Source organism: Nostoc sp., from assembly GCF_036917515.1.
In the GTDB taxonomy this organism is placed as follows: domain Bacteria; phylum Cyanobacteriota; class Cyanobacteriia; order Cyanobacteriales; family Nostocaceae; genus Nostoc.
This window is the reverse complement of sequence record NZ_JBALDE010000117.1, coordinates 95,774-119,301: the sequence shown is the minus strand read 5'-3', so window position 1 is coordinate 119,301 and position 23,528 is coordinate 95,774. Positions and strand designations below refer to the sequence as shown.

Here is a 23,528-nt window from a genome sequence, read left to right as displayed (position 1 = left end):
TGCCCGAACTTGCTCAATGCCACTGCCGCACTGCCACGAACATTTGAGTTAACCTTTTCATCCTTGAGGATGTTGGCGATGTCAGGGATGTATCTTGCCGCCGCCTGCCCGAACTTGCTCAATGCCACTGCCGCACTGCCACGAACATTTGAGTTAACCTTTTCATCCTTGAGGATGTTGGCGATGTCAGGGATGTATCTCACCGCCGCCTGCCCAAAGTCGCTCAATGCATAAGCCGCATTGCTACGAACATATGAGTTAACCTTTTCATCTTTGAGGATGTTGGCGATGTCAGGGATGTATCTCGCCGCCGCCTGCCCGAAGTTGCTCAATGCCTCTGCCGCCTTGCCACGAACAATTGAGTCAACCTTTTCATCCTTGAGGATGTAGAGGATGTCAGGGATATATCTCGCCACCGCCTGCCCGAAGTTGCTCAATGCCTTTGCCGCACTGATACGATCATCTGAGTCAACCTTTTCATCCTTGAGGAAGTTGAGGATGTCAGGGATGTATCTCACCGCCGCCTGCCCGAAGTTACTCAATGCCTCTGCCGCACTGCGACGAACATATGAGTCAACCTTTTCATCCTTGAGGATGTTGAGGATGTCAGGGATATATCTCGCCGCCGCTTGCCCGAAGTTGCTTAATGCCACTGCCACACCGCCACGAACATATGAGTCAACCTTTTCATCCTTGAGGATGTAGAGGATGTCAGGGATATATCTCGCCGCCGCCTGCCCGAACTTGCTCAATGCCTTTGCCGCACTGATACGATCATCTGAGTCAACCTTTTCATCCTTGAGGATGTTGGCGATGTCAGGGATGTATCTCGCCGCCGCCTGCCCAAAGTCGCTCAATGCATAAGCCGCATTGCTACGAACATATGAGTCAACCTTTTCATCCTTGAGGATGTTGGCGATGTCAGGGATGTATCTCGCCGCCGCCTGCCCGAAGTCGCTCAATGCATAAGCCGCCTTGCCACGAACAAATGAGTCAACCTTTTCACCCTTGAGGAAGTTGAGGATGTCAGGGATGTATCTCGCCGCCGCCTGCCCGAAGTTGCTCAATGCCTCTGCCGCACTGCCACGAACAGATGAGGCAACCTTTTCATCCTTAAGGATGTTGGCAACTTTCTGGGCAATTTCCTCCGGTTTCTTAACCACGGTTTTCAAGTCTTTTAGCTCATATGCAGCTAATTTCTCAAAAGCATATCTCTTCACTTCGTCGTAGCTGTTGTCAAGGGCTGCTACTATGCCGTTAATCTGCCAATCTTGGGGTTTGGGTTTGGGGGTTTCTTTGGCGCTAACCCAAGGTAGACAAAAAAGGAAGGAAAGGATGAAGGCTAAAGGATAAAGGATAAGGGGGGAAGGCTTACTGCGGTGGCGGGGAGTTGTGACCATGTTTGGAGCAAGGTGGCAGATTACACGCGGTTATGAGTATAATAACAACCTTGCAATTCCTAATTCCTGATTGAGAATGCAATTTGGTAGCAACAAGTAGTAGGCGATTCTCATTTACGAGTATCAAAGACTCGCTCACGAGTATTAAAGACTCTCCCGCGAGTATCAAAGACTCGCTCACGAGTATTAAAGACTCGTCCACGAGTATCAAAGACTCGCTCACGAGTATTAAAGACTCGTCCACGAGTATCAAAGACTCGCTCACGAGTATTAAAGACTCGTCCACGAGTATTAAAGACTCGTCCACGAGTATCAAAGACTCGTCCACGAGTATTAAAGACTCATTCACTAGTTGATAAAATAAAAAGGGGAAAAGAAAAGGAATTAAATCTCGCTTTAACTTTTCCCCTTTGACTCTTCCGGTATCTTTGGCAAGATTTTCAGCCTATGAACCAGAGTTAGTTTTAGCAGGTTTATTTTTAATAGCCTTAAAACGATCGCCTAACTGTTCGGCAAGACTTTTTAACCCTGGAGTTTTCTTAGCAGCAGTCTTGACGTAATCATAAACTGTCAAACTGCTGCCCATTGCTTCGCTGCCAACTGCCATTAAGGTATCATCTACTTGTTCTGTCAGTTGTCGCAATCCAATCAAAAGTTCGGTAAGCGTTGCTGCAAGTTGATAATCCCGGACAAAATCATCTACATCAAAGCTGGCTGGGAGAATTTCTCGGTTAGACTGGGCCGCAGTCAGGCTGGTATTGACGAAAGCTAGGCTTTTATCGCCCATCTTAAATAACTTGCGTCGTTCTTCCACACTCAGGGTAACGAGAAAAGGCATCTTTGCTTGGATAGTCGCAAAGGCTGCTTTAATTTCTCGGATATCTGCTGGGGTAAGGGAGCCTATAATGTTTTGGTATGCCATTGGATATTTACCGTAATGAATCTGTTTGTTATGATTCCCACTGGTAAATGCGATCGCACAGTATTTAAGGAATGGGGAGTAGGGAAAATAACCTCTCTGGTTGTACCACAAGTCGAATTACCCCCCTTAATCCCCCCTTGGAAAGGGGGGAAACCAGAAAATCTAGTTCCCTCCCCTTTACAAGGGGAGGGTTAGGGAGGGGTAAAACTTACGCTTCAAGTCAGTTTACCGAATAATTTCCTTAACAACGCCAACAAAGCGTTCCATATCAGCGTGGGTAATAGCTCCCATTGTCGAGACTCGGAAAATAGATTTGGCTAAATTTCCCTGTCCAGAATAAATAATATAATCTTGTGCTTTCAGTTGGTCGTGAAATTCTTCATAGCTGAAACCGTCTGGCAAATAGTAGGCATTCAAGACAACGGATGAACTGCCTAGAGGAAGTAGGGGTTTAATTCCGATTGAGGCTAATCCGTCTTTGACTAAGCTGGCAAGTTGGTTGTAATGGCTGTGTCTGGTACGCCAACCTCCTGCTTCTGCCATTTCTTGCAAAGCTTCTGTTAAAGCATAAAATGTCTGTACTGATTGCGTAAAAGGTGTGCCGCCTCGGTCTTGTTGCTGGCAATAGGTTGCTAAATCTAAATATAAGGTGCGGGGAATTGTGTCTACTGAGGGCAGTGCATCCCGTTGCAGGATAACAAAGGACGTTCCGGGGACACCATGCAGACATTTATTCGCTGTCGCAGCGCAAGCGGTGATTCCCCAATCTGCAAAATTTAATTTCTCAGCACCAAAGCTGCTGACTGCATCTACTAATAGTTTGATGCCGCGTTCTTGGCAAATTGGCGCAAGTTCCGCCAAATTATTTAAGCGACCAGTAGTAGTTTCGTGATGGACGACAGCAAGGTGGGTGATATCGGTGTTTTCATCCAGGAGTTTGACTAAACCGTTGATATCGATTTCGGCATCCCAAGGATGGGAAAGTGTAATGTAATTAATACCGTGGATTTTGGCGATTTTAGATAGTCGTTCGCCATATACACCGTTTTCAATTACTAGTAATTTCCCGTCTGTGGGTACTAGACTGCTAATCATCGCTTCCATTGCTGCGGTTCCAGAACCCGTGAGGAGAACTGCTGCCCAGCGATCGCTTTCAAGACCATAAACTTGAAGTAATTGTTCGCGGATTCTGTTTTGAAGTTGGGAAAATTCCACCTCACGGTGACACAAATCGGGACGCAACAGGGCTTTTCTGACGCGATCGCTCAAATTAACGGGGCCGGGATTTAGTAAAATTATTTTGTTATTGGGCATAGGGCATAGGGCATAGGGCATTGGGCATTAATAAATTAAGAGTTTGTACTTTGAATTTATTAATTACGAATTAGGAATTATAAGGTCAGAACCAATATGTTTCATGAAGCGTTGTAAAACTTCTTCCGGGGTGAGGTTGGGTCTGGGTAGCTTTTCTAAAGTTCCGGGACGGATTTTTAAATGAGCGAATTTAGGTCTAGTATCGCTATCTGCGGTAAATAAGGCATCTAAAATCGCTGGGTCATCTCCGGCTAATGTGACGCCATAACCGCACGCTTCGGCAATTTTAGCAAAGGAGATACCCGCAGAAACGGTGGCTTGTGCACCTGTGGAATCGTGGACTTCATTATCTAAAAGAATATGGGTTAAGTTAGCACCGCCATAAGTGCCGATGGTAGCAAAATTACCCATTCGCATCAAAGCTGCTCCATCCCCATCAATTACTACTACCTTCAGGTCTGGACGTGCTAAAGATAGTCCCAATGCCATTGAGGAAGCACAGCCCATCGAGCCGACCATGTAAAGATGATTGGCGCTGTCTTTACTAGCGAAGAGTTCGCGTCCCGTGTATCCGGTGGTGGCAATTACTACAGTGTTTTCTGGATCGATGAGTTCCACAATCCGAGCCAATGCTTCGCTGCGAGAAATGCGTTGTTCTTTGTGATCCCGAAAAAAGCTTTGCTGAATATGAGCGCTAACACTATTTTTTCGTTCGGGGATAGAAGAACGGGTGAGTGCATGGGGGGCAATCGCTCCTTTACGCATAATTAAAGCATAAGGACAGCGTTTTTGTTGCATATAGGCTGTGGCTCTTTGTAGAACGGGTTCTATTTCTGCTGCCTCTGTGGGAAAAAATTCCCAAGGTATAGTCATTGTTTGCAGCAACTTATCTGTGATTTGCCCCATTAATTGATGTTGCGGTTCATCTTGCAACAAGCGATCGCCTCGCAAGGTACAAATCAGCAGCAGTGGAATCCGAAAGATGTAAGTGAGGGAGGTTAGCGGGTTAACTGCATTACCCAAACCAGAGTTTTGCATCATCACCACGGCTGGTTTACCAGCAATTGCGGCTCCGGCGGCGATCGCTACAGCATCTCCCTCATTGGCTGCGGAGATATATTTAAGTTGAACGTCATTGATGACGTAGTTAATAAAAGGCGTGAGAAAAGAACAGGGTACGCCAGTGTACCACCCAAAGCCAAGATTACGCGCAGCTTCTACAAATTCTTCTGCCTGGATCATATTAAGAGATGGGGAGTAGGGAGTAGGGAGTGAGGAAGGGGAATTGGGGACTGGAAAGTTGAGAGGAAATATTATTACTTCGACTTCTGAACTCGGAACTTCGACTTCTGAACTCAAACCTTCGACTTCTGAACTTGGAACTTTGACTTTTGAACTCAAAACTTTAACTTCTGAACTCAAACCTTCGACTTCTGAACGCAAACCTTCGACCTCTGAACTCAAAACTTTAATCTCACAATTCCTTATGCCCAATGCCTAATACCCCACTCCTATTGTTTTAATTGAAAAGCAAGGTCAAGATCATCCAAAGAATTAACATCTAACCAGTTACCACGAATATAAAGCACCTTGATCGGTTTGCCTTGCTCGATTAAATAATTGCATAATTCTGGCAAACCCAGACTATTGAATTCCGGCCGTTTTTGCAACTCATTGAGTGCTTCACTCACCCACTCTCTACCTTGACTTCGTAAGCGCAACATCCCAATCCAGCGTCCGCTAGACTTTCCGAATTGTGTTTGTGTTGTTTTAGAAACGTTCAACAGGTTAACATCTTGTCCAAACAGAGAAAGATCGTCTGGAATTGAGCAATAAGCGTAGTCAGGTGAACCACTAACAGACTTGCTGTTGACCACAGAATCAACTACAGCCACAATTTCTCCGGGACATTCTAATAAATCTCGTAGGATATAGCTTCTAAATAGTAAATCCCCATAAAGTACCAGCATCTCATCGCCAAAACTAGTTTGAGCTACGGCTAAGGATACTAATTCTCCCGTTGTTTCATAATCTGGGTTGCGGATAACTTTAGTCCCCGCAACATTGATAGTTTCTGCTTTGTAACCGGCGACAACGGTAATATCATTGATGGCAAGTTTCTTGAATTTGTCCACCAACAACCTGAGTAGAGGTTTACCTCCAAGGGGTAACATTACTTTTGGTTTATCTTGCGTCAATCCTGCTAATTCTTGACCTCTGCTAGCAGCCAGAACGATCGCTTGGGTATTTTGTCGTCCGTTGTTAAAGTAGCGTTTTTCAGCTTCTTGGAGTTCATCCGCACCCTGTAGCCGGAAAATTTCTTTTACAGGAGCAATATCATCTTCAATGTTGATTAAAGTTTCGCTGGCTTTCACTTCACGGGCGATGGCTTGCATACTAGCAACAGCAGCTCGAATCAGATGGTTTGCCCAGATGACCAAATTAACTTCAGCTTTGCGAAAAACATCAGTAGGCGTGCTGTAATATTTGGTCGGTATAATCACTAACGGAGAACGACCCGCCCATTCTTTAGCAAAGGCTAGCACTTGGTCAGGACGCGATGATTTACTGTGAATCAGAATGGCGTTTGCTCCGGCAGCGTGGTAAGCTTCAGCTCGGCGCATTGCTTCAGAGAGATCCCACCCGGCTATCAAAGCTTCGAGTCGGGCGACAATGCAAAAATCTGGGTCTGTCTGACTATCTTTACCTGCCTTAATTTTGCCGCAGAATTCATCAATATCAGCCAAGGCTTGGCGACTACCGTTGATGAAACTATTGGTTTTGGGAAAAAGCTTATCTTCAATACAGACTCCAGCAATACCTCGCTGTTCTAACTTTTTGACCAGGCGGCGCATATTATTAAAGTTGCCATAACCAGTATCCCCGTCTAACAAAATCGGGATGCTGGTAACATCAGACATGAACTCCAGCATTTCCACAACTTGAGTCCAACTGGCTTCATTATTATCCCGAACGCCATATTGAGCCGAAAGGGCTAATCCACTCGCCCAAATTCCTTTAAATCCAGCCTCTTCCACAATCCGGGCGCTAATCCCATTGTGAGCTTCCATGATGAAGTCGAGTTGAGGCGATTCTAGTAATAACCGTAATTGGGCACTTTTATTTAATTTTGCAGCGGTATCAATGGGTGCAAATATTTGATGCATTTATTCTGCTTTTCTCAACCTATATAATATGGCTAGCGATTTTCAATTGCATGGAATACAGACCTCACCCTAACCCTCTCCTAAGAGGAGCTACGATGTACACACAAGTCCTTCTGACCCCCTCTAACTCCCCCTTGGCAAGGGGGGTAAATCCAGGGTTTGGGCTTCATTACCAAGATGTGTGTACACTGTAGCCTTTTAGGAAAGAGGTCAAATTGTAATGCATCCAAACCAAAACTGCTATAAATGAAGATATTTTCAGACATTTTCTGCGACTTCTATCTGAGGTAAAATATCATTTTGGGCACGTTGAATATCCTGGGGAAAATCGATTTCGATCCAAGGTAAGCCAGTGATGTCTTCGTAGCCAAATGTTTCTGGAGTTTTTAAGAGCAGATCCCGAATGGCTTCTTCATAAGGTTCATGATCGCGTCTGTCTGCAACATACTGTTCTGTGCGAGTAGCAAGATGATGAGCAACAGCACTTCCAAAACGAAAGAATCCTACTGACTCACCCGCAAAATCATAAGCTAAACCAGGAGCTACTTGTTTGCGAAACTCCACTAGATAATTATTTCTAACACAAAGCTTCACGGGTTCATCTCCCGGTTCAAAATCCCGATCGAGTAAAAAGCTGTTGGGGATATTTGTCTTTACCAGTCGTTCAATGATGCGGTGATCGCACAACACATCTGCATCCATTAATAATATGTCATCGCCAGCAACTAAATGCTGACGTACAGTCCAGAGGCTGATTGTGCTGCCTTTGGTGTAGTCAGGATTATAAATTGTACTGACCCAATTTTCGGCTCTTAATGCTTTGATTTCATCCTGAATTCTTTGTGCTTGATAACCCACAGCAATCACTACTTCATCAATTTTGTAATGATGGAGATTGTTCAAATGGCGCTCTAATAAAGATTTGCCGTTAAATTTCAGTAAGCATTTGGGTTGGATTTGCCCGTCTTTACCTAAGCGTCGTCCAACGCCAGCAGCTAAGATAATTGCCTTCATCGTCAAGTCACCAACAGTAGCTTAGACACCAGGAAATCTGGAACTTTTCCCAGTATTTAATAATGACTGTTTTTTGCCCAAGACAATATTTGTTAATTAATTCTTAACATGGAGGAGGCAGGAGGCAGGAGGCAGGAGCTAGTAAGTCAAAAGCTAAAAGTAAAAAGAAAAGAATTAAGACTTCATCAGTTCTATGTTTGCCCTTTAACTTTTGACTTTTAACTTCATCTTGGGGGTAGAGGGCTGAAGGTAGGAGGGATGTAAGATGGTGGTGCTAAGAGCGAAACACTTGGCGAAAACCAAAATAGGCGATCGCATCTTTCATATTCGAGACAAAACGTTTTAGCATACCCATGCCGGTGTCAGTGACATACTCTAAAGTCAAGACAATGCGCTGTTCATTTTCACCCAAAGGAGTAACTCTGTGGTAAAGTTTGTCACCATTAAATAAGACTAGAGTACCAGGGGTTATAGAGAGCGATCGCGTTTGCGTTTCCCGTTCTGGAATATCTTTGTAGAGTTGATATTCTAACTTACTGGATGAATTATCAACCAAACCAAGCAACACTGTATAGCGTTTACCGTGATAGTAAGAAGTATCGTAATGATACTGGATATGATCTCCAGGCTCAGTATAATAGTACAGCGCGTAAGTATGGGGATCAGTATCAGGACAGGGAAGGAGTTTTTCTGCCGTAATTTGGTTGAGGAAGTCAAAAAAGGCACTGAGTTGATAAAACTCTCCAAAAATTGGAGCAAAGTTATCTAAGCTATAGCGGCTGATACTACCACCCTTTTTATGATTTGGAATATAGTTACGGTTGATAGCAGGTTCCAAAGACGGCAACAGCGCCAAGAACTGCTCGATGATGGAGTTAGGTACAAAGTTCTCCACTACCAAAAATTCATTTTGAGCTTGAAACTCAGCTTGAAGTTTCTGGTAATCAACAGCTGCTATAGCTTTATCAATTTCAGTTTGAAGCTCCATTGATAATTTGATACTAATAGAGGATTGCAAAAATAAACATACCATTCACTCTAGTAATTGTAGAACTTTAAAAAAAATCTTTCGCTTCCTGAAATTTTGCAACGTATAGCATGAGCCACAGTGTACGGACTTAGGATATCACTCATCTTCCTTGCAGTATTTTCCACAAACGCCGTGAGATGCAAGTTTTGCTGCCTTTGTATTGCTTTGATCCATTGGTCAAAATCTCCATTTCGTCATACTTACGCTACCAAGTATTGAGTTAAGTCAAGAGAGATAATACTCTCCCTCGACCTAACTCAACCTTTAAATCAGGGTTATAGAAATACTTGTAAAAATAATGATATGCTTGTTATTTATACTAGTGTTTCAAAAATGCTGAAATTAGGTATTCTGTCACTCGGATTGGGATTTGCATCTCATTGGTTTGCAGTTTGGTTTGGCATCAATGTCAGAAACATTCCCTATCTTGAAGAAATGATGAATACTGCGATCGCACTGAGCTTATACATCAATGTTTTAGCTATTGATAAAACTTTATTTAAAAGTAATCTCGGATTAATTGGTAGGGTTTTAGTTTTCGGAGTCCCAATAAAAATCATCCTACCTGGTTTTCTTTTAGCTCTTTTTTCACCTAGTATTGCTCCCATCGCTTACTTATGTGCAACAGTGATTGCTCAAATGGATCCAATTGCCGCAGCTAAATCTCTTGATAACAGCAAAATTAGCAGAAAATCGGAGACTATCTTGAGGGCTTGGACTAGTTTTGATGACCCAATTACTGTACTATTTGCTTTTTACATTTTTCTACCACTGCTAGTCTCAACTAATTTAAGTGTTAGTCAATATTTTGTGCGGATTGCTGCTGATATTGTTGGCTGTCTTACAGTTTATTACTTGAGTAAGTGGTTAAATACAATACATACAGATACTAAAAAGTATTTAGAAATAATCTTTATAGTAATAATTATTATTTACAGTGTTTTATCTGATTCATTTGTTTTGCCAGCATTTTCAGGTATATTCCTAAGACCGATTGCATCGGAAAAATTAGAAGTAATCATTACTCCTATTTTTTATTTGAGTGTGATTGTTATTGGTTTATTGTCTACCAATCTCAGCTTAGATTGGTTATCTGGCGGAATTTTGGCGTTTTCCACATTCTTCTTAGGACAAGTTATTGTCACTTTATTGTTTATAAAGGAGTCAATAGCAAACAAGGCAAGAGTTATGTTTGGTCATCAGAATGGGATGACTGCAATTCTGCTAACTGTTGCTATTGAAGTATCTGGTTCAGAAAAAACAAGAAATATGTTATCGGTAACATTACCAGCAATCATCTTAATTGCTTTGTTTTACTTTAGTACTAATTATCTTTTAGACCGAACTTTACCACGCCCCCAAACTTAAGTGGAGGGATGGGTAAAGCTGAAAAGCCTATTTTATATTAGCTTTCTACCCAATGCCCCGTTATATTAGTTTGATTCAAGCTGCGGGAGTGCCCGAAATTGCCAAATTACCCATACTGCAAAAGTTGGCGCACCAATTGTCGCTGCCATTAGCAACGGTTCTAGTCCATTCAGTAAGGGAACTATGGGAAACAAATACAGCACGTCTTCAATGTCAAACCCGGCAAAATTTGGTTGACGGCTGGCGTCTTTACCTAAACGCTGTTCCATTTGGTTTCGCAAATGAAAGATGCAAGCAACAGACACCCCAGATACTATCCCCATCAGCAACGCCCACCAACCAAATTTTCCCTCCCTAAGACCATATCCAATACACACAAATAAAAGAATGTGGATGATAGCGTCACTAGCAAGGTCATATTGATGTCCCCATTTGCTGCTTTTCCCACTCAAACGAGCTAATTCACCGTCTGTATGATCGAGAAAGTTAGATAAAGCAAATAGCCATGCACCAATGTTAACCCAAATGGTATCACCAACTGCAAGTGCGACAGCCGCCGCCAACCCTGTCAAAAGTCGCACTGTAGTAAGATGATTAGGGTTTATCCAACTATCTTTTAGAGGTTTAATTAGCCAGTAAGCAAGTTGAGCATCCCAAGGCTTTGTGGTCATAGATGAACTTAAATTTGATGTGGTCTTGGAATATATATATAGCGGTTCTCATTTGGATGCAACACGCGCTAGGTGCTGTTATGCGCCCCTATCAGTCAAAACCTTAATTGATAATTCATAACTTTTGTCTTCCCTTGAGTTAAGGATCGATACATACAGGTAACTACACCCATGTTTCCGTCTTGCAACGGCTGGATAACTCTTTGCAAATAGTCTGTTCCAACTCGGATGTCACTATCAGCAAGGACTAGAATTTCGTATTTAGCTTTGGCTGCGGTATTGGCCAAATTGCTAACTTTGAGGTTTGTACCGATGACGCGATCGCTTACAATCAGCAAAATATCCAAATCTGAAAAATTGTGGATGATTTTCTCTACAACCTCTATGCAAGGGTCTTGAGAATTTCGCACAGCAAAAATGATTTGATATTTTGGATAGTCCTGCTGACAAAATGAGGCTAGGTTTTCATAAGCATTACTATCAAGCCCACAAATGGGTTTGAGGATACTAACAGGTGGATGAAACTCTCGATTAATTGCCTGGGAAGCAGCAAAAAAAGTTATTTGACAATTTTCCATAAACTTCCACGCTACTTTTAGCCTGATGCCTTCCTTAATCCCATCCAAAATCTGTTGATTGCCAGATTCAAATCCCACTAATAGTAGGCACAAGCCATTATCGCATAGTTGTTTGAGGGTGTCATAGTCCAAATTGGCACGGGCGTTGCAACTCCAAGTCAGTTTGAATCGCCACAGATGTTTACTAATTGCGATCGCTTGCTGTTCATTCTGTAAGACTCTTCAGAGCTGATTCGTAAATAAAATCTGGCGTTGCTGAATTTGAATATGAAATTCAAAAATCAACTCTTCTCAACTCTTACTCTCTGCGACTCTGCGCCTCTGCGTGAAGTAAATTCATATTTGGAATCAGCAACGCCCAATAATATTTATCAGTTAATTACGGCGTGACTGTGATATTTCTATTAGGCGTTCCTGCTTCTCCTGTCGGAGACGCTACACGAACGGGTTGCCGTAGGCATCGCTATTGGTAGTTTTGCCCGATAACGATATCGCCACATCACAAAGCCAGTGATCAACAAAATTAATGGTGCAAGTCCAACAAATACGTAGAAAATTCGGGATGGCAGTCCCCAGAAAGTACCATAGTGCAGAGGGACAAAGGAATTGATGATGCGATCGCCTAACGACACCTTCAAAGAACTATCCACTCGCAAAACTTTACCACTATATTGGTCGAGGTAAACACTGCTTTGACCATAGTCCTCAGTTTCTTGGGGAAGTTTAAAGCTAACCGTTAAGACTTCTTCTGGTTTACTTGGAAAATAAATACTCCTGAGCGCTGCATCCGGTAAAGCAGCAATAGCCGTTTTTAATTGTTCTTTTAGTCCGAGCGCAGACTTACCAGCAATCGGAACAGATACCGGAGTCGGTTGCTGTTTGGAAAAAGTCACAGCATAGATCATCGGGTTGATGAACTCACCGAAGCTCCAGCAAAATCCTGTAAAGAATGCAAATATCAGAAATACTGCTGTCACAACGCCAGCAACTTTATGAACATCAAAGTTAACCCGTTTGGGATGAGCATTCCACTTAATTTTGAAGCCAGAAATCAACCTGCGCCAACCGGGCCAAAGGATAATGCCTGTAATGCTCATGAAGGACATCAGTAAACCAATAATGCCTACAAACTTATAGCCAATATCACCTCCTAAAAGAGCATAGTGAAGTGGGTAGGCGATTTCATAAAACTTATTCACAAAACTTGGCTTTAAGTTATTGCCGAGAATCGCTCCTGTGTATGGGTTAACGTAGTTTTCTGTCCAGTCCTTTTCCTTGGTTTTCAGGACAACATTCATCGGCTCATTTGGCTTCGAGGGCAGGTAAATCGCCTGGAGAGTTGCATCTGGTTGATTGCTATATATCTTTTTCACAGTGTTCAGGACAACCTCAATTGGCAGTTGTTCACCTTGAGGAGTAATGGTGCCAATTTGGTGCTGCTGATCGAAGCTGCTAATTTCTGAGTGGAAAATCAATAGACTACCAGTCAAGCCGACGATAATTGCAATCATTCCTACTGCTAAACCAATGTAGCGGTGTAGGGTAAATACTAGGTCGCGGATTTTTTTAGAGTTCATGGCGGACGATCCTTGGTTTAGTTTTGTTACCGCCCTTAAAAGACTTGTGTATACACAGTAGCCTTTTCAGGGGGCTAGGGAAGATCAGAACTCCTACGATTTCGTGGCTTGCACGGTGAACGGCTCACCCGGAAAAACACGCAGGTCGTTAAAGGCAGTGTCAAAGTAGTCCACATCAAATAGTTTTTTGAAATTGACCTGCGTGCGTATGGCTAAATTTGTTACCTGATAGCAGAAACAATTGAGCATTTTTAATATCAGCAATAAAGTTATTACCTTGACTTTTGATATCTATTTGCAATTTGTCGGATGCAGTTGTTTCTAAAATCATGTCAATTCCTTTATTTGTGGTGTTCACCTTGACTTGAGTGATTTTAACCACTAAATTATTCTCTATATTTTGAGATAATAAGTCTAAGGTAGGATCATAGCTCCCACGAAATTGTACCTTGCACAGTAAACGGATCGCCTAGTAGACCCCCAGACTCAAAATAGTACAAGTCAAACAAGTTTTTGAAATTTAGTGCGGCACGGAACCTGTCTCGTTTGTAAAAAATCGCGGCATCAGTGGTGACATAGCTGGGTAATATATATTGCGAATCATTAGGCAATAATGCTTGTCTTTCACCAACATAAAATACTCCGACCCCGAAGCTTAATCCTTGCAAACTACCAGATTGAATTTCGTATTTTGTCCATAAGCTAGCAGAATGTTTTGGTACGTTACGAAGCTCGTCACCAATAGGATAGTCGTTGTCTTTTGTGATTCTTGAATCTGTAAAAGCATAGTTAGCAATAATGTTCCATCCCGGTAAAATTTCACCGGACACGTCAAATTCAATACCCCGGCTGCGCTGTTCGCCAATTTGAACTTGAAATCCTAAATTGCGACGGGCTTCATCGGGATCGCTGGTAAGGATATTGGAACGGGTCAAATCATACAAAGCCAGGGTTGCAGACAGCTTGTCATTCAAATCTACTTTCACACCCACTTCATACTGTGTGCCACGTTCAGGTTGAAACAAGTTACCATCAAAATCTTGTCCACCCTGTGGGGTAAATGAGCGACTGTAGCTAGCGTAGAGCGAAACTGGCTCTATTGGTTGATAGACGATCCCAACTCTTGGGCTAAAGGCTTCCTGTTGTGGGGATTCGGTCAAGTCCTCACCAATATTCCCTCCTTTTGAATTTGCAATATCGTAGCGTCCCCCCAAAACCAGTTTTAAATTTTCCGCTAGGGTCAGTCGATCCTGGATATAAAAGCCATATGAGTTTGATTTAGATAAAGTGGCATATGCATATGTATCATTTAGTCCAAGCTTGGCTGGCTCACTATATACGGGGTTGTACAGATCGAGCTGGTCAAAAGGTCCACCACCACCACCAACGTCTGAGGATGATCCCCATTGGTAATTAAAGCCAGTTAACAGTTGATGCTCAATACTGCCTGTCTGAAATTTGCCAACTGTATAAGTGTCAAAATTATAGGTATCACTATGGTTTACATTGTATGCATAGTATCTATCCACAGTCCGTAAATCTGGTAAAAATTCACCAATATCAACTGTAGCTCTATCATTTACCTCCTGAGAAAATAGGAAACTACTGTGTAGCTCCCAGTCTTTGCTGAAACGATGCTCAAGTTCGTAGCTAGCTTGATATACACTTATTTCTGTTCTTTTAGAATCTGGCCAGGCCGGATTAAGATTGCGAGGGAGTCTGCCATTCGGACTAGGTAATAGAGTACCCTCAAAGGGGAGACCAAAATTACCATTATTTTTGCTTCGTTCTTTATATTCGCTTGCTAGGGTGAGTTTGGTGCGATCGCTGATTTGCCAGCTAAGAGTAGGGGCGACAATGTATTGTTGCTCGTCGTAGAAATCAACAAAACTCTTTGTAGTCAAAGCAGCAACGTTGAGACGGTACAGTACAGATTTATTGTCATTGAGGGGACCTGAAAGGTCTATTGCACCGCTATAAAAATTGTAGCTGCCAGCAGAGGTTTCGATGAAATAGTAAGGTTCTGCCAGAGGTTTTTTGGTCACAAGATTGACAACACCACCCAGCGAACCTTGACCGTACAGAACAGAGGCAGGTCCTTTAAGAACCTCAATCCGCTCGATATTAGCAAAATTAAAACCACCATCTATATTGTTGGTGTTTTTCGACCCATTTGTAATGATATTGTCTTGCGAACTAAAACCTCGAATCTGAGGGAGTGCATTATTCCCACGGGCTGAAGAATTATCTGATTGCCTCGCACCGGGTACGTTTCTTAGTGCTTCACCCAAATTCGTTATCCGCTGATCCTCTATCAACTGCCGGGGAACTACCTGAATCGACTGGGGAGTATCCCGCAAGGGTGTATCGGTTTTGGTTCCCACTGAGGTATTTGACACGCGATAGCCATCTTGCTCTCCCGTTACCACCAACTCAATCGGTTCATCATTCCCTGCCGATGGTTGTTCTGGCTGAGTTTCGCTTGTTGGCTTTTGTTGAGCTTCCGGCTGTTGTAAAGGTGGTTGTTGCCCAAGTTGCCCAGAAGTAGTCGCACTGGCAACAGCAAAAACTAAACCCTCCCTCGGACTATCATACAACTCTACAGCTGGCAAACCCACTTCACCCGTTACTGTCAGCCTGATAGTATTGGCATCAAAGTTAGTAGCAGTTACAGTCGTGATTCCTTGTGCTGGTTGCTGTTGGCTAAATTTGTTACCTGATGGTAGAAACAATTGAGCATTTTTAATATCAGCAATAAAGTTATTACCTTGACTTTTGACATCTATTTGCAATTTCTCCGATGCAGTTGTTTCTAAAATTACGTCAATTCCTTTATTTGTGGTGTTCACCTTGACTTGAGTGATTTTAATCACTAAATCATTCTCTATATTTTGAGATAACAAGTCTTTGGCATCAGTTGAGAGAGGTCGTGAATTAGTGACTGTGGGTATTTCAGTAATGACTTGACTTTGTTGAGACTCAGCCAAAGCTCCTTGAGTCAGGAATAGATGGACAAAAATCCCAATCCCTAGATGAAAAATAAAAAATTGCCAAAGTTGTTGCAAGATTTTGCTCCTCACACATTTAGTCTAAATTTTTATTAAAAAAAATTTGCAACTATTGTAAGGAGCTTACGTATTTATAGGACAACAAATCTAGGCCATGGAGGACAAAAATTAGGCCATAAAGGACAAGTTTTAACTGGTCGCGATGATGGTGTAGTATTAACTTTTACTCTCTTATTCCCATATCTAATCTGGTAGGGTGCGTAAGAGAACGGCATAATACACGCCACAAAACTTATTCCCAATCCCAATCCCTTTTACTCCATAGAAGAAAAAATCATTATTCCATAACAATCTTTTTCCCTGCTCGACAAGCACCAGGGGTAATGCCAAACTTGCGCTTAAAAGCGTTTCTAAAATGACCTAGATGTGAGTAACCAACCATATTTGCCACTTCTTCCACAGTCATTGTGCCCTCTTGTAAAAACTGCTTTGCTTCCTCTAAACGGTAAGAGCGCAAACAACCAAATGCAGTTGTTCCAAAAATCTCGCGAAAGCCAAGTTTTAGCTTCATATGATGCAGCCCGACTTGCTGTGCTAAATCAATCAGTGAAGGTGGCTGGATGTGATTTTGAATTAAAATTTCTTTAGCCTGGTAAACCCTTTCCACATCAACAGGTTTGAGACTAGTAAATGGATACTGTCCCTGTTGAGTTTCGACAAACTGAGTCAATTGCCACGATAGAAGTTCGATGACTTTGCTTTCTAAATACATCCGCTTCATCATCCCCTGATGAGGAGAATGCAAAATTTGCTGCAAAGCAAGATTCATTTGTTGAGTAATGTGACCAACTTGATGATGAAATAGAGGCAGAGTCTCAGACTCTAGCAGTACTTTTAATGGTTCGGGCAGAACTTCTGAACCTGTAGAAAATGACCTGAAGAAATCGAAGCTGAAAAGAATTAAAATTGTCAGTTCTGTACCTACTGTCACTTCGTCAATTTGTTTAATATCTGACAAATAAAATAAATAGTTTTTACCTGGTTGGTGTATATAATCAGCTTTGAAGGATTTATTTTGATTTCCAGAAATCAATATTTTACTACTTCCAGCCAGATGAAACCGGGCTACAATCCATTGATGACTGTCAAACAAGGTTTCTACACTTAAGTCTTTGAGCCATGTGCCATCATATAGCAGCAGACGGACTCCGTGTCGCAGTTCAACTTCTCGATAACTGCCTGTAACATAGCGATCGCTATATTTGACAATGCGATCGTAACCTTTAGTATTATAGGCAACTTCATAACCCTTGCGGCTTTCTATATGCTGTTGATGGTATTGTGCTGATGTAATTGTCTCCATAGTCTTTGATTGCTCAACCACAAGTATCTTTAGTATCTTGCAGAATGGTGACTTTGTTTTTAGTCAAAGCAGCGATCGCTTAGAAGGATATAAAGGAATTCATAAGCTTCATGTTCGTAGTTGGATACCAAAAAAACTCAGGAGAGGTGAGTTGAGTTATTAAGATAAAAAGAGTAATCAGGAGTTAGCCAAAGTGCTAATTTTAGGTGAGCATATCAATTGAAAACTTAAGATATTTAAAATTTTGTCTGAGCGATATCGCAATCAAAAAAAAAGATTTGGTTTAAGATTAAATCTAATAGCTGGTTTGTACAACTACGAGCTTCATCTTCCTAAAACCGAATCTGTCTAACTAACTTTTGCAAGAAGTCTAATGCAGAAAGTTGCATTTAGATCAATACACTAGGAATAAGTTTTTCTCTCCTACCGCTCCCCCATCTTCCTCATCTCCCGCTGCCCCTGCTTCTTCTACCTCTTCTCTAACAGTTAGCTACGAACTTTGGTAAGGATTTTTTGGGAATAAAACGAAGCTGATTCTTCATTTTTGGCGCAATCTTGGGCGAACTTAATTAAATGGTGTCCGACAAGTCCAACGTGAACCAAGTTTTCAATATCACCTGCTTTCAGTGCTGGCTTGGCCATTTTCCAGAAAGTCTGACGATAGTTACTAAATACGCCTATCCGCAGCAAAATATTGGTTAAATAAGTTAAACCTTTGCGAATATTTGCCCCAGAAACCCGAGCTGGACTGTTAGGAACTTCGATCCGGTTTGGATAGGTGTGTTCCATGTTGTAGGCAAACCGCTGATATAAAAATTCTGGCTCATAAGCAGTTGTGATGCACCGCCGCCACATCTCAACAACTTGCTCGTAGGGCATCAAAAACTCAACATTTGATTCGCGGGTTTCATCAAAGACAAGTCGCCCTTCTGCTTCTAATCTCCGCCATAATGGAGTTCTCGGTAGTGCATGAAGTAGGTTAATTGTCAACATGGGAATTTGCGATGCCCGAATAAATTCGAGAATTCGGTCTGCTGTTTCTGGTGTATCTGTATCTAACCCGATGATGATTCCTGATACTACTTCCATACCATAGCTATTTAAAACCTGAATCGCTTTTAAGATTGGCATACTCAGATTTTGGTCTTTGGAAATCGCATGGAGAGCATTTGGTTCTGGTGTTTCGATTCCGCAAAAGATTGTGCAAAAATAGGCTTCGCGCATCATTTGCAGCAATTTTGGACTTTGAGCTAAGTTGAGCGTTGCTTCACAGGCAAACTGAATAGGGTAGCCATTGCGTTTTTGCCAGTCAATCAGGTGAGGAAGCAACTTCATGGCGGCGCGGCGATCGCCAACAAAGTTATCATCGACAAAATACACTGCCCCCAAATTGCCAGATTGTCGCATTGCATCTAACTCAGCGACTACTTGCTCTGGTGTTTTCATCCGGGGATTGTTGCCATAGAGTTCGGGAATATCACAAAACTCGCAGCGATAAGGGCAACCACTAGAAAACTGGACATTTGCCAGGAAATAATCATTGATATTCAGCAAATGATAAGCTGGGGTGGGAAACTCTGTTAAAGGGAGACGTTCCTTGGTTTCAAAGCGAATTTGTTGTTGGGGACGTTGAGAGTTTTGGTCTAGATATTCGATCATGCGATCGGTAGCATCTCCCAATTCGCCTAAATTTAAAATATCAAATTCAGGATAATATTCTGGACACCCAGATACCGAGGGGCCACCGACAACGGTAATTTTTCCGGCTCGATGGGCAAGTTCGTTAATTTGATTAATCTGGGGTTTCTGGATATGCATTCCACTGACAATCACCACATCAGCCCATTGATAATCAGCTCTCGTTGCTGATTTGACATTCTCATCAATAAACCGGACTTCCCATTCTTTAGGTAAATAGGCAGCCACAATTAAAATACCTTGGGGTGGCATAAAAGCCCGGACATTACCCATGAGTGGGTAAGCGTGATGAAAAGTACCAAAGGAACGGCTGTATTTAGGAAAAATACACAAAATGCGTCGATGGTGCGAAGGAACGTAGCGGGTTTTTTGAGTCACAGCAGCGGTTTTAGAATCGTCCGCTAGATTAATTTGGTTCTCTAAAGACTTTAAATTTACAGTCATCGCAAATTTCACCCTGGAAAACTGAGCAGGTAATTTGACAGTTTATTGACATAATTAGCTGTAATTGCAACTAGCTTACCAAAGAAAGGCAGAAGGCAGAAGGAATTATAAATGTATTTTTGCTCAAAACAAAATCCTAAAGATTATAAATCGTCCAATGTTGCCTTCTGCCTGATTCATCGTCATAGAAGGGGTGTTTAACTGGTAAAATATAAAATCTACCCTAGCAATGCAAATTTAATTGGTTGGCAAACAACTATTATGGAAATCGTGCATGGGACATAAAAAGAGAGATTTTCATTTTTTGTTGTATCCAACTGGGTATAGGCATTTGTCATGAATTTGATTTACTTTCTTTTGCGTTCTTCATGGGGGATGGTAGCGATCGCGATCGCTACTGGATTTTTGAGTGGCGGTAGTAGTGCTAGCTTGATTGCCTTAATTAGTCATGCTGCAAGTAGCGGTACTGCTTCTCGCCTGACATCGATAATTTGGGGTTTTGCAGGACTGGCAATAGTTGCATTAATTACCAGTATCATTTCTCAAGTGATGCTGATTCGTCTTTCTCAGAATGCAGTCTTACAATTACGGATGCATTTGAGTCGCCAGATTCTCGCTTCTGAATTGAGTCATCTGGAACGCTTAGGAAATCCTCGATTATTAGCAACTTTAACAGAAGACATTCAGGCGGTGGCTAATGCTGTTTATCAAATGCCTTTCATTTTTATTAATTTAGCGATCGTCCTGGGTTGTATAACGTATATAACCTGGCTTTCTTGGTTAGTACTGCTGATGGTTTGTGGGATTACAGTAGTAGCGATCGCTAGTTGTCAGTGGCTACTCAACAGAGGCAGGCAATTACTGACCCTAGCTCGTGAAGATGAAGATCATCTATTTAAACATTTTCGCACCATTACCGAAGGAGTCAAGGAACTCAAACTAAACTACAGGCGGCGTGAAGATTTTTTAGAAGAAAAGCTGCAATCAACTGCTAACGAGTTTCGTCATCATAACGTTAACGGTCTAACCCTTTTTGCCATAACTTCAAGTTGGGGTCAACTCATATTCTTTTTTGCCCTCGGTTTTGTTCTGTTTATACTGCCTAATCTGCTTACCATCAATCCCGAAACTCTCTCTGGCTACATTTTGACCTTCGCTTACTTGATGTTACCAATGGATAACATCATCAGTAAACTTCCTCTGTTAAGCAAAGCTAGCATTGCTTTACAAAAAATTGAGTCACTGGGTTTATTTCTAGCTAGTCGAACTGAAATATCAACTATTCCACCTGCTCTGAAATCTGACTGGCACAGCTTAAATTTTAAAAGTGTCACCCATACTTACTACACAGAGCAAGAAGACAATAGCTTTATTTTTGGCCCCATCGATTTGACACTCTATCCTCAAGAATTAGTCTTCATTGTCGGCGGTAATGGTAGCGGTAAATCTACATTAGCTAAACTAATTACTGGGCTTTATATCCCAGAAAACGGCGAAGTTTGGTTTGATGACGAGTTTATTAGCGAAGATAATCGAGAATGGTATCGCCAGCATTTTTCCGTGGTGTTTTCCGACTTTTATTTATTTGAAGAACTTTTAGGTTTAAAAAATTATAACTTGGATTCTCAAGCGAGAAAATATTTACAACAACTGCAACTAGACCATAAAGTGAAAATTGAAAATGGACAAATTTCTACAACTGCTCTTTCCCAAGGACAACGAAAACGGCTAGCTTTACTCACAGCTTACTTGGAAGATCGACCAATTTATCTATTTGATGAGTGGGCAGCCGATCAAGATCCAGTATTCAAGAAAATATTCTACACTCAACTTCTCCCAGAACTGCGATCGCTAGGAAAAACAGTGCTGGTGATTAGCCATGACGATCGCTATTTTCATTTAGCAGACCGAATTATCAAACTTGACTATGGAAAAATAGAGTACGATAAAACTTAATCTGTCAAAACAATTCATAATTGTTAAAAGAATATTTGGAGTTTGATTAAATAAAACTAATGTCTGAACAAAAGCCCATAAGTCCTTGGAACTACAAACCTTGGTGGTGTCAACCCTGGTCTATAATTCTCACAGGTGTGACATTGATTGGTGGTAGCTGGTTACTATTTAAAACTATCTGGCTAACAGTTCTTGTTTCCATCCCTATAGGAACGTGGATGGCATTTTTTGTGTTGTTTTGGCCACAACTAATGATTCGCAGTGGAATTTTGGAGTCGTATAAAGAGTAGTTTGAGCTTAATGTAATGCTGGAAATTAGCCCAGATAGAGAAAATTATTTTACCGTGTTCAGAGATTTAGTATCTCAGATCGTATCCAGCTAATTAGTATAATTCCCGAATCTATGCAAAAATCTCAAAACCCCTTCTATCTAACCCTCTGCGGTCTTAATGGATAAGTCTTTAACCGGACATCAGATCATCTCTGCGTAGATGTGCAGAGATGAGCAAGACTGTGCTGCAAAGTTAAGCGATCGCTCAAGCAAATTGTGAAGAAGAAGTTCCCCGAATCGGTTTCTAACCCTCGGAACTTATATACATATAAACAAATTAGTGGTATCAAAAACATTAATACATGATGAAGAACTCTAAACATATAATAAGTTTTGATAACTTTTAGCTAATATTAATATTTTTCAAGTCGGTTTTGGGCAAAAGACCTTGTAAGTATCTAGAGACTTAGGGAATTTGACAGGGAAAGCTGGGGTGACATGAACAACAGAGCAAACCAAACCTATGAAGAACATTATGTAATAAAATATTTATGTATATTCAACCGAATGTTGATTTTCGTTGCACAGATATTTATGTCACGCAGCCTTGTTGCTAGAAAGGTAATGCTGCGGTTGTTCCGAAATTTCCAGCATCTCAAACTTACCTGGCTAAGGCTTAGACACTCATCTGTGAAAATCCAAGCTGTTCCTCTACCTGACAATGAAGCAGAAAGGCTCAAAACGCTGGCAGACTACAATATTCTAGATACCCTACCCGAACAAGTATTTGATGACCTAACTGCTATTGCTGCCTACATTTGTAAGACTCCAATTGCTTTAATTAGCTTAGTTGATAGCGATCGCCAATGGTTTAAATCTAAGGTTGGACTAAAAAGTAACGAAACACCTAGAGATTGGTCTTTTTGCTCTCATGCCATTCTTCAACCAGAGGATATATTAGTGGTTCCTAACGCCATTAAAGACGATCGCTTTAAGAACAATCCCTTAGTCAAAGGTAATCCCAAAATTCGTTTTTATGCTGGTGTCCCTCTAATTACACCTGATGGTTTTCCAATTGGGACGTTGTGTGTTCTCGATACCATTCCTCATCACCTAAGTTATCAGCAGTTAGATGCACTGCGCCGCCTAAGTCGTCAAGCGATCGCTCAAATGGAACTCATTCAGGAAGTTCGCAACCGCAAACAAGCAGAGATCGAAGGAAGACAGTTATTGCTGACTGATGAACTAACAGGTTTGTATAACCGACGTGGTTTCTTCCTAATGGCTGCACAGCAGTTGAAAATTGCTCACCGCATGAAAGTGTTTTGCTGGGTTATGTTCATTGATTTAGATGGGCTAAAACAGATTAACGACACCCTTGGTCATGACATGGGAGATGCCTTAATTATTGATGCTGGTCGATTACTTAAGCAAAGTTTTCGGAACTCAGATATTGTTGCACGCTTGGGTGGTGATGAGTTCATTGTTTTCATCTATAGCTACTTTAAGGACGCTGATAGTATCCAAGGGCGTCTACAAGCAAATGTCGCCAACTTTAATCAACAGCAAAACCGTAGCTATAAACTTTCGATGAGTATCGGGATAGAGCGTTACTCACCGGAGAGCGATATGTCACTAGAACAACTAATCGCCAAGTCTGACGAATTAATGTATGCTCACAAGCGTCTCAAGCGGCAATCTCTTACATGAAGCGGTATCCTGTCTTTGTTTTTCACATCCTGTGTCA

19 protein-coding genes and 2 pseudogenes are annotated in these 23,528 nt (G+C 41.7%); 6 read left to right on the top strand and 15 right to left on the bottom strand.

What is annotated here, in order from left to right; all coding sequences use genetic code 11:
* Both V7K89_RS15480 and V7K89_RS15475 read right to left on the bottom strand, forming a co-directional pair.
* Positions 1-1,400, bottom strand: a 1,400-nt coding sequence (locus V7K89_RS15480) for a HEAT repeat domain-containing protein (RefSeq protein WP_335188509.1), incomplete at its 3' end; no start/stop codon positions are given.
* A gap of 445 nt (positions 1,401-1,845) precedes the next feature.
* Positions 1,846-2,322, bottom strand: a complete 477-nt coding sequence (locus V7K89_RS15475; RefSeq protein WP_335188507.1) for a hypothetical protein — start codon at positions 2,320-2,322, stop codon at positions 1,846-1,848.
* A 15-nt stretch (positions 2,323-2,337) separates the two neighbouring features.
* Here V7K89_RS15475 and V7K89_RS15470 point away from each other — a divergent pair, with 15 nt between their 5' ends.
* A complete protein-coding gene (locus V7K89_RS15470; RefSeq protein ID WP_335188505.1) occupies positions 2,338-2,517 on the top strand; it encodes a hypothetical protein in 180 nt (59 codons plus the stop codon).
* 30 nt (positions 2,518-2,547) lie between these two features.
* On the opposite strand, the gene V7K89_RS15465 is transcribed toward V7K89_RS15470, so the two are convergent.
* The 5 genes from V7K89_RS15465 to V7K89_RS15445 form a co-directional block, all read right to left on the bottom strand.
* Positions 2,548-3,636: a 2-aminoethylphosphonate aminotransferase gene (locus tag V7K89_RS15465; RefSeq protein ID WP_335188503.1), complete on the bottom strand. Its 1,089-nt coding sequence runs from the start codon at positions 3,634-3,636 to the stop codon at positions 2,548-2,550.
* Between the two features lie 63 nt (positions 3,637-3,699).
* A complete protein-coding gene (gene aepY / locus V7K89_RS15460; protein ID WP_335188501.1) occupies positions 3,700-5,100 on the bottom strand; it encodes a phosphonopyruvate decarboxylase in 1,401 nt (466 codons plus the stop codon).
* A gap of 47 nt (positions 5,101-5,147) precedes the next feature.
* Positions 5,148-6,803: a phosphoenolpyruvate mutase gene (gene aepX / locus V7K89_RS15455; RefSeq protein ID WP_335188499.1), complete on the bottom strand. Its 1,656-nt coding sequence runs from the start codon at positions 6,801-6,803 to the stop codon at positions 5,148-5,150.
* Between the two features lie 258 nt (positions 6,804-7,061).
* The gene (locus tag V7K89_RS15450; RefSeq protein WP_335188497.1) at positions 7,062-7,817 is read right to left on the bottom strand and encodes a phosphocholine cytidylyltransferase family protein; all 756 of its coding nucleotides are present in this window, start codon (positions 7,815-7,817) and stop codon (positions 7,062-7,064) included.
* 274 nt (positions 7,818-8,091) lie between these two features.
* Positions 8,092-8,805, bottom strand: coding sequence for a 2OG-Fe(II) oxygenase (locus V7K89_RS15445; RefSeq protein ID WP_335188495.1), 714 nt, complete (start codon positions 8,803-8,805; stop codon positions 8,092-8,094).
* A 477-nt stretch (positions 8,806-9,282) separates the two neighbouring features.
* Between V7K89_RS15445 and V7K89_RS15440 the strand changes: the two genes are divergently transcribed.
* Positions 9,283-10,215 carry a hypothetical protein gene (locus V7K89_RS15440; protein WP_335188493.1) on the top strand — a complete coding sequence of 311 codons (933 nt, stop codon included), beginning with the start codon at positions 9,283-9,285 and terminating at the stop codon, positions 10,213-10,215.
* Positions 10,216-10,280: 65 nt separating this feature from the next.
* Here the strand turns inward: V7K89_RS15440 and V7K89_RS15435 are convergent, their stop codons facing one another.
* From V7K89_RS15435 to V7K89_RS15405, 7 genes and pseudogenes are all read right to left on the bottom strand, one after another.
* Positions 10,281-10,886, bottom strand: coding sequence for a CDP-alcohol phosphatidyltransferase family protein (locus V7K89_RS15435; protein ID WP_335188491.1), 606 nt, complete (start codon positions 10,884-10,886; stop codon positions 10,281-10,283).
* Between the two features lie 95 nt (positions 10,887-10,981).
* On the bottom strand, positions 10,982-11,464 hold the full coding sequence (locus V7K89_RS15430; RefSeq protein WP_335188518.1) for a glycosyltransferase: 483 nt from the start codon (positions 11,462-11,464) through the stop codon (positions 10,982-10,984).
* A pseudogene (locus V7K89_RS15425) lies at positions 11,453-11,674 on the bottom strand (hopanoid biosynthesis associated radical SAM protein HpnJ); the annotation flags it as partial. The pseudogene V7K89_RS15425 and the gene V7K89_RS15430, both read right to left, overlap by 12 nt.
* A 194-nt stretch (positions 11,675-11,868) precedes the next feature.
* Positions 11,869-13,041: a PepSY-associated TM helix domain-containing protein gene (locus V7K89_RS15420; RefSeq protein WP_335188489.1), complete on the bottom strand. Its 1,173-nt coding sequence runs from the start codon at positions 13,039-13,041 to the stop codon at positions 11,869-11,871.
* Positions 13,042-13,216: 175 nt separating this feature from the next.
* Positions 13,217-13,423, bottom strand: a complete 207-nt coding sequence (locus V7K89_RS15415) for an AMIN domain-containing protein (RefSeq protein ID WP_335188487.1) — start codon at positions 13,421-13,423, stop codon at positions 13,217-13,219.
* A gap of 43 nt (positions 13,424-13,466) precedes the next feature.
* Positions 13,467-16,106 (bottom strand): TonB-dependent siderophore receptor, encoded by a 2,640-nt coding sequence (locus V7K89_RS15410; RefSeq protein WP_335188485.1) that lies wholly within the window; start codon positions 16,104-16,106, stop codon positions 13,467-13,469.
* A gap of 280 nt (positions 16,107-16,386) precedes the next feature.
* A complete protein-coding gene (locus tag V7K89_RS15405) occupies positions 16,387-17,412 on the bottom strand; it encodes a helix-turn-helix transcriptional regulator (RefSeq protein WP_335188483.1) in 1,026 nt (341 codons plus the stop codon).
* A gap of 205 nt (positions 17,413-17,617) precedes the next feature.
* Here V7K89_RS15405 and V7K89_RS15400 point away from each other — a divergent pair.
* Positions 17,618-17,764 (top strand): annotated as a pseudogene (locus V7K89_RS15400) (IS5/IS1182 family transposase); the annotation flags it as partial.
* A 134-nt stretch (positions 17,765-17,898) separates the two neighbouring features.
* Here V7K89_RS15400 and V7K89_RS15395 read toward each other — a convergent pair.
* The gene (locus V7K89_RS15395) at positions 17,899-19,554 is read right to left on the bottom strand and encodes a B12-binding domain-containing radical SAM protein (protein WP_335188482.1); all 1,656 of its coding nucleotides are present in this window, start codon (positions 19,552-19,554) and stop codon (positions 17,899-17,901) included.
* A 336-nt stretch (positions 19,555-19,890) separates the two neighbouring features.
* Between V7K89_RS15395 and V7K89_RS15390 the strand changes: the two genes are divergently transcribed.
* The 3 genes from V7K89_RS15390 (at position 19,891) to V7K89_RS15380 (ending at position 23,491) form a co-directional block, all read left to right on the top strand.
* Positions 19,891-21,510, top strand: coding sequence for a cyclic peptide export ABC transporter (locus V7K89_RS15390; RefSeq protein ID WP_335188480.1), 1,620 nt, complete (start codon positions 19,891-19,893; stop codon positions 21,508-21,510).
* A 59-nt stretch (positions 21,511-21,569) separates the two neighbouring features.
* On the top strand, positions 21,570-21,800 hold the full coding sequence (locus tag V7K89_RS15385) for a DUF6737 family protein (protein WP_335188479.1): 231 nt from the start codon (positions 21,570-21,572) through the stop codon (positions 21,798-21,800).
* A 479-nt stretch (positions 21,801-22,279) separates the two neighbouring features.
* Entirely contained in the window at positions 22,280-23,491 is a 1,212-nt protein-coding gene (locus V7K89_RS15380; RefSeq protein ID WP_335188477.1) for a sensor domain-containing diguanylate cyclase, read from the top strand.
* The last annotated feature ends 37 nt before the right edge of the window (positions 23,492-23,528 follow it).

Bases quoted from the DNA above. Each gene is read 5' to 3' on its own strand.
- V7K89_RS15475 (WP_335188507.1), bottom strand. From the start codon at position 2,322: ATGGCATACCAAAACATTATAGGCTCCCTTACCCCAGCAGATATCCGA.
- V7K89_RS15470 (WP_335188505.1), top strand. From the start codon at position 2,338: ATGAATCTGTTTGTTATGATTCCCACTGGTAAATGCGATCGCACAGTA.
- V7K89_RS15465 (WP_335188503.1), bottom strand. From the start codon at position 3,636: ATGCCCAATAACAAAATAATTTTACTAAATCCCGGCCCCGTTAATTTG.
- aepX (WP_335188499.1), bottom strand. From the start codon at position 6,803: ATGCATCAAATATTTGCACCCATTGATACCGCTGCAAAATTAAATAAA.
- V7K89_RS15450 (WP_335188497.1), bottom strand. From the start codon at position 7,817: ATGAAGGCAATTATCTTAGCTGCTGGCGTTGGACGACGCTTAGGTAAA.
- V7K89_RS15445 (WP_335188495.1), bottom strand. From the start codon at position 8,805: ATGGAGCTTCAAACTGAAATTGATAAAGCTATAGCAGCTGTTGATTAC.
- V7K89_RS15440 (WP_335188493.1), top strand. From the start codon at position 9,283: ATGATGAATACTGCGATCGCACTGAGCTTATACATCAATGTTTTAGCT.
- V7K89_RS15435 (WP_335188491.1), bottom strand. From the start codon at position 10,886: ATGACCACAAAGCCTTGGGATGCTCAACTTGCTTACTGGCTAATTAAA.
- V7K89_RS15430 (WP_335188518.1), bottom strand. From the start codon at position 11,464: ATGGAAAATTGTCAAATAACTTTTTTTGCTGCTTCCCAGGCAATTAAT.
- V7K89_RS15420 (WP_335188489.1), bottom strand. From the start codon at position 13,041: ATGAACTCTAAAAAAATCCGCGACCTAGTATTTACCCTACACCGCTAC.
- V7K89_RS15405 (WP_335188483.1), bottom strand. From the start codon at position 17,412: ATGGAGACAATTACATCAGCACAATACCATCAACAGCATATAGAAAGC.
- V7K89_RS15395 (WP_335188482.1), bottom strand. From the start codon at position 19,554: ATGACTGTAAATTTAAAGTCTTTAGAGAACCAAATTAATCTAGCGGAC.
- V7K89_RS15390 (WP_335188480.1), top strand. From the start codon at position 19,891: ATGAATTTGATTTACTTTCTTTTGCGTTCTTCATGGGGGATGGTAGCG.
- V7K89_RS15385 (WP_335188479.1), top strand. From the start codon at position 21,570: ATGTCTGAACAAAAGCCCATAAGTCCTTGGAACTACAAACCTTGGTGG.
- V7K89_RS15380 (WP_335188477.1), top strand. From the start codon at position 22,280: ATGAACAACAGAGCAAACCAAACCTATGAAGAACATTATGTAATAAAA.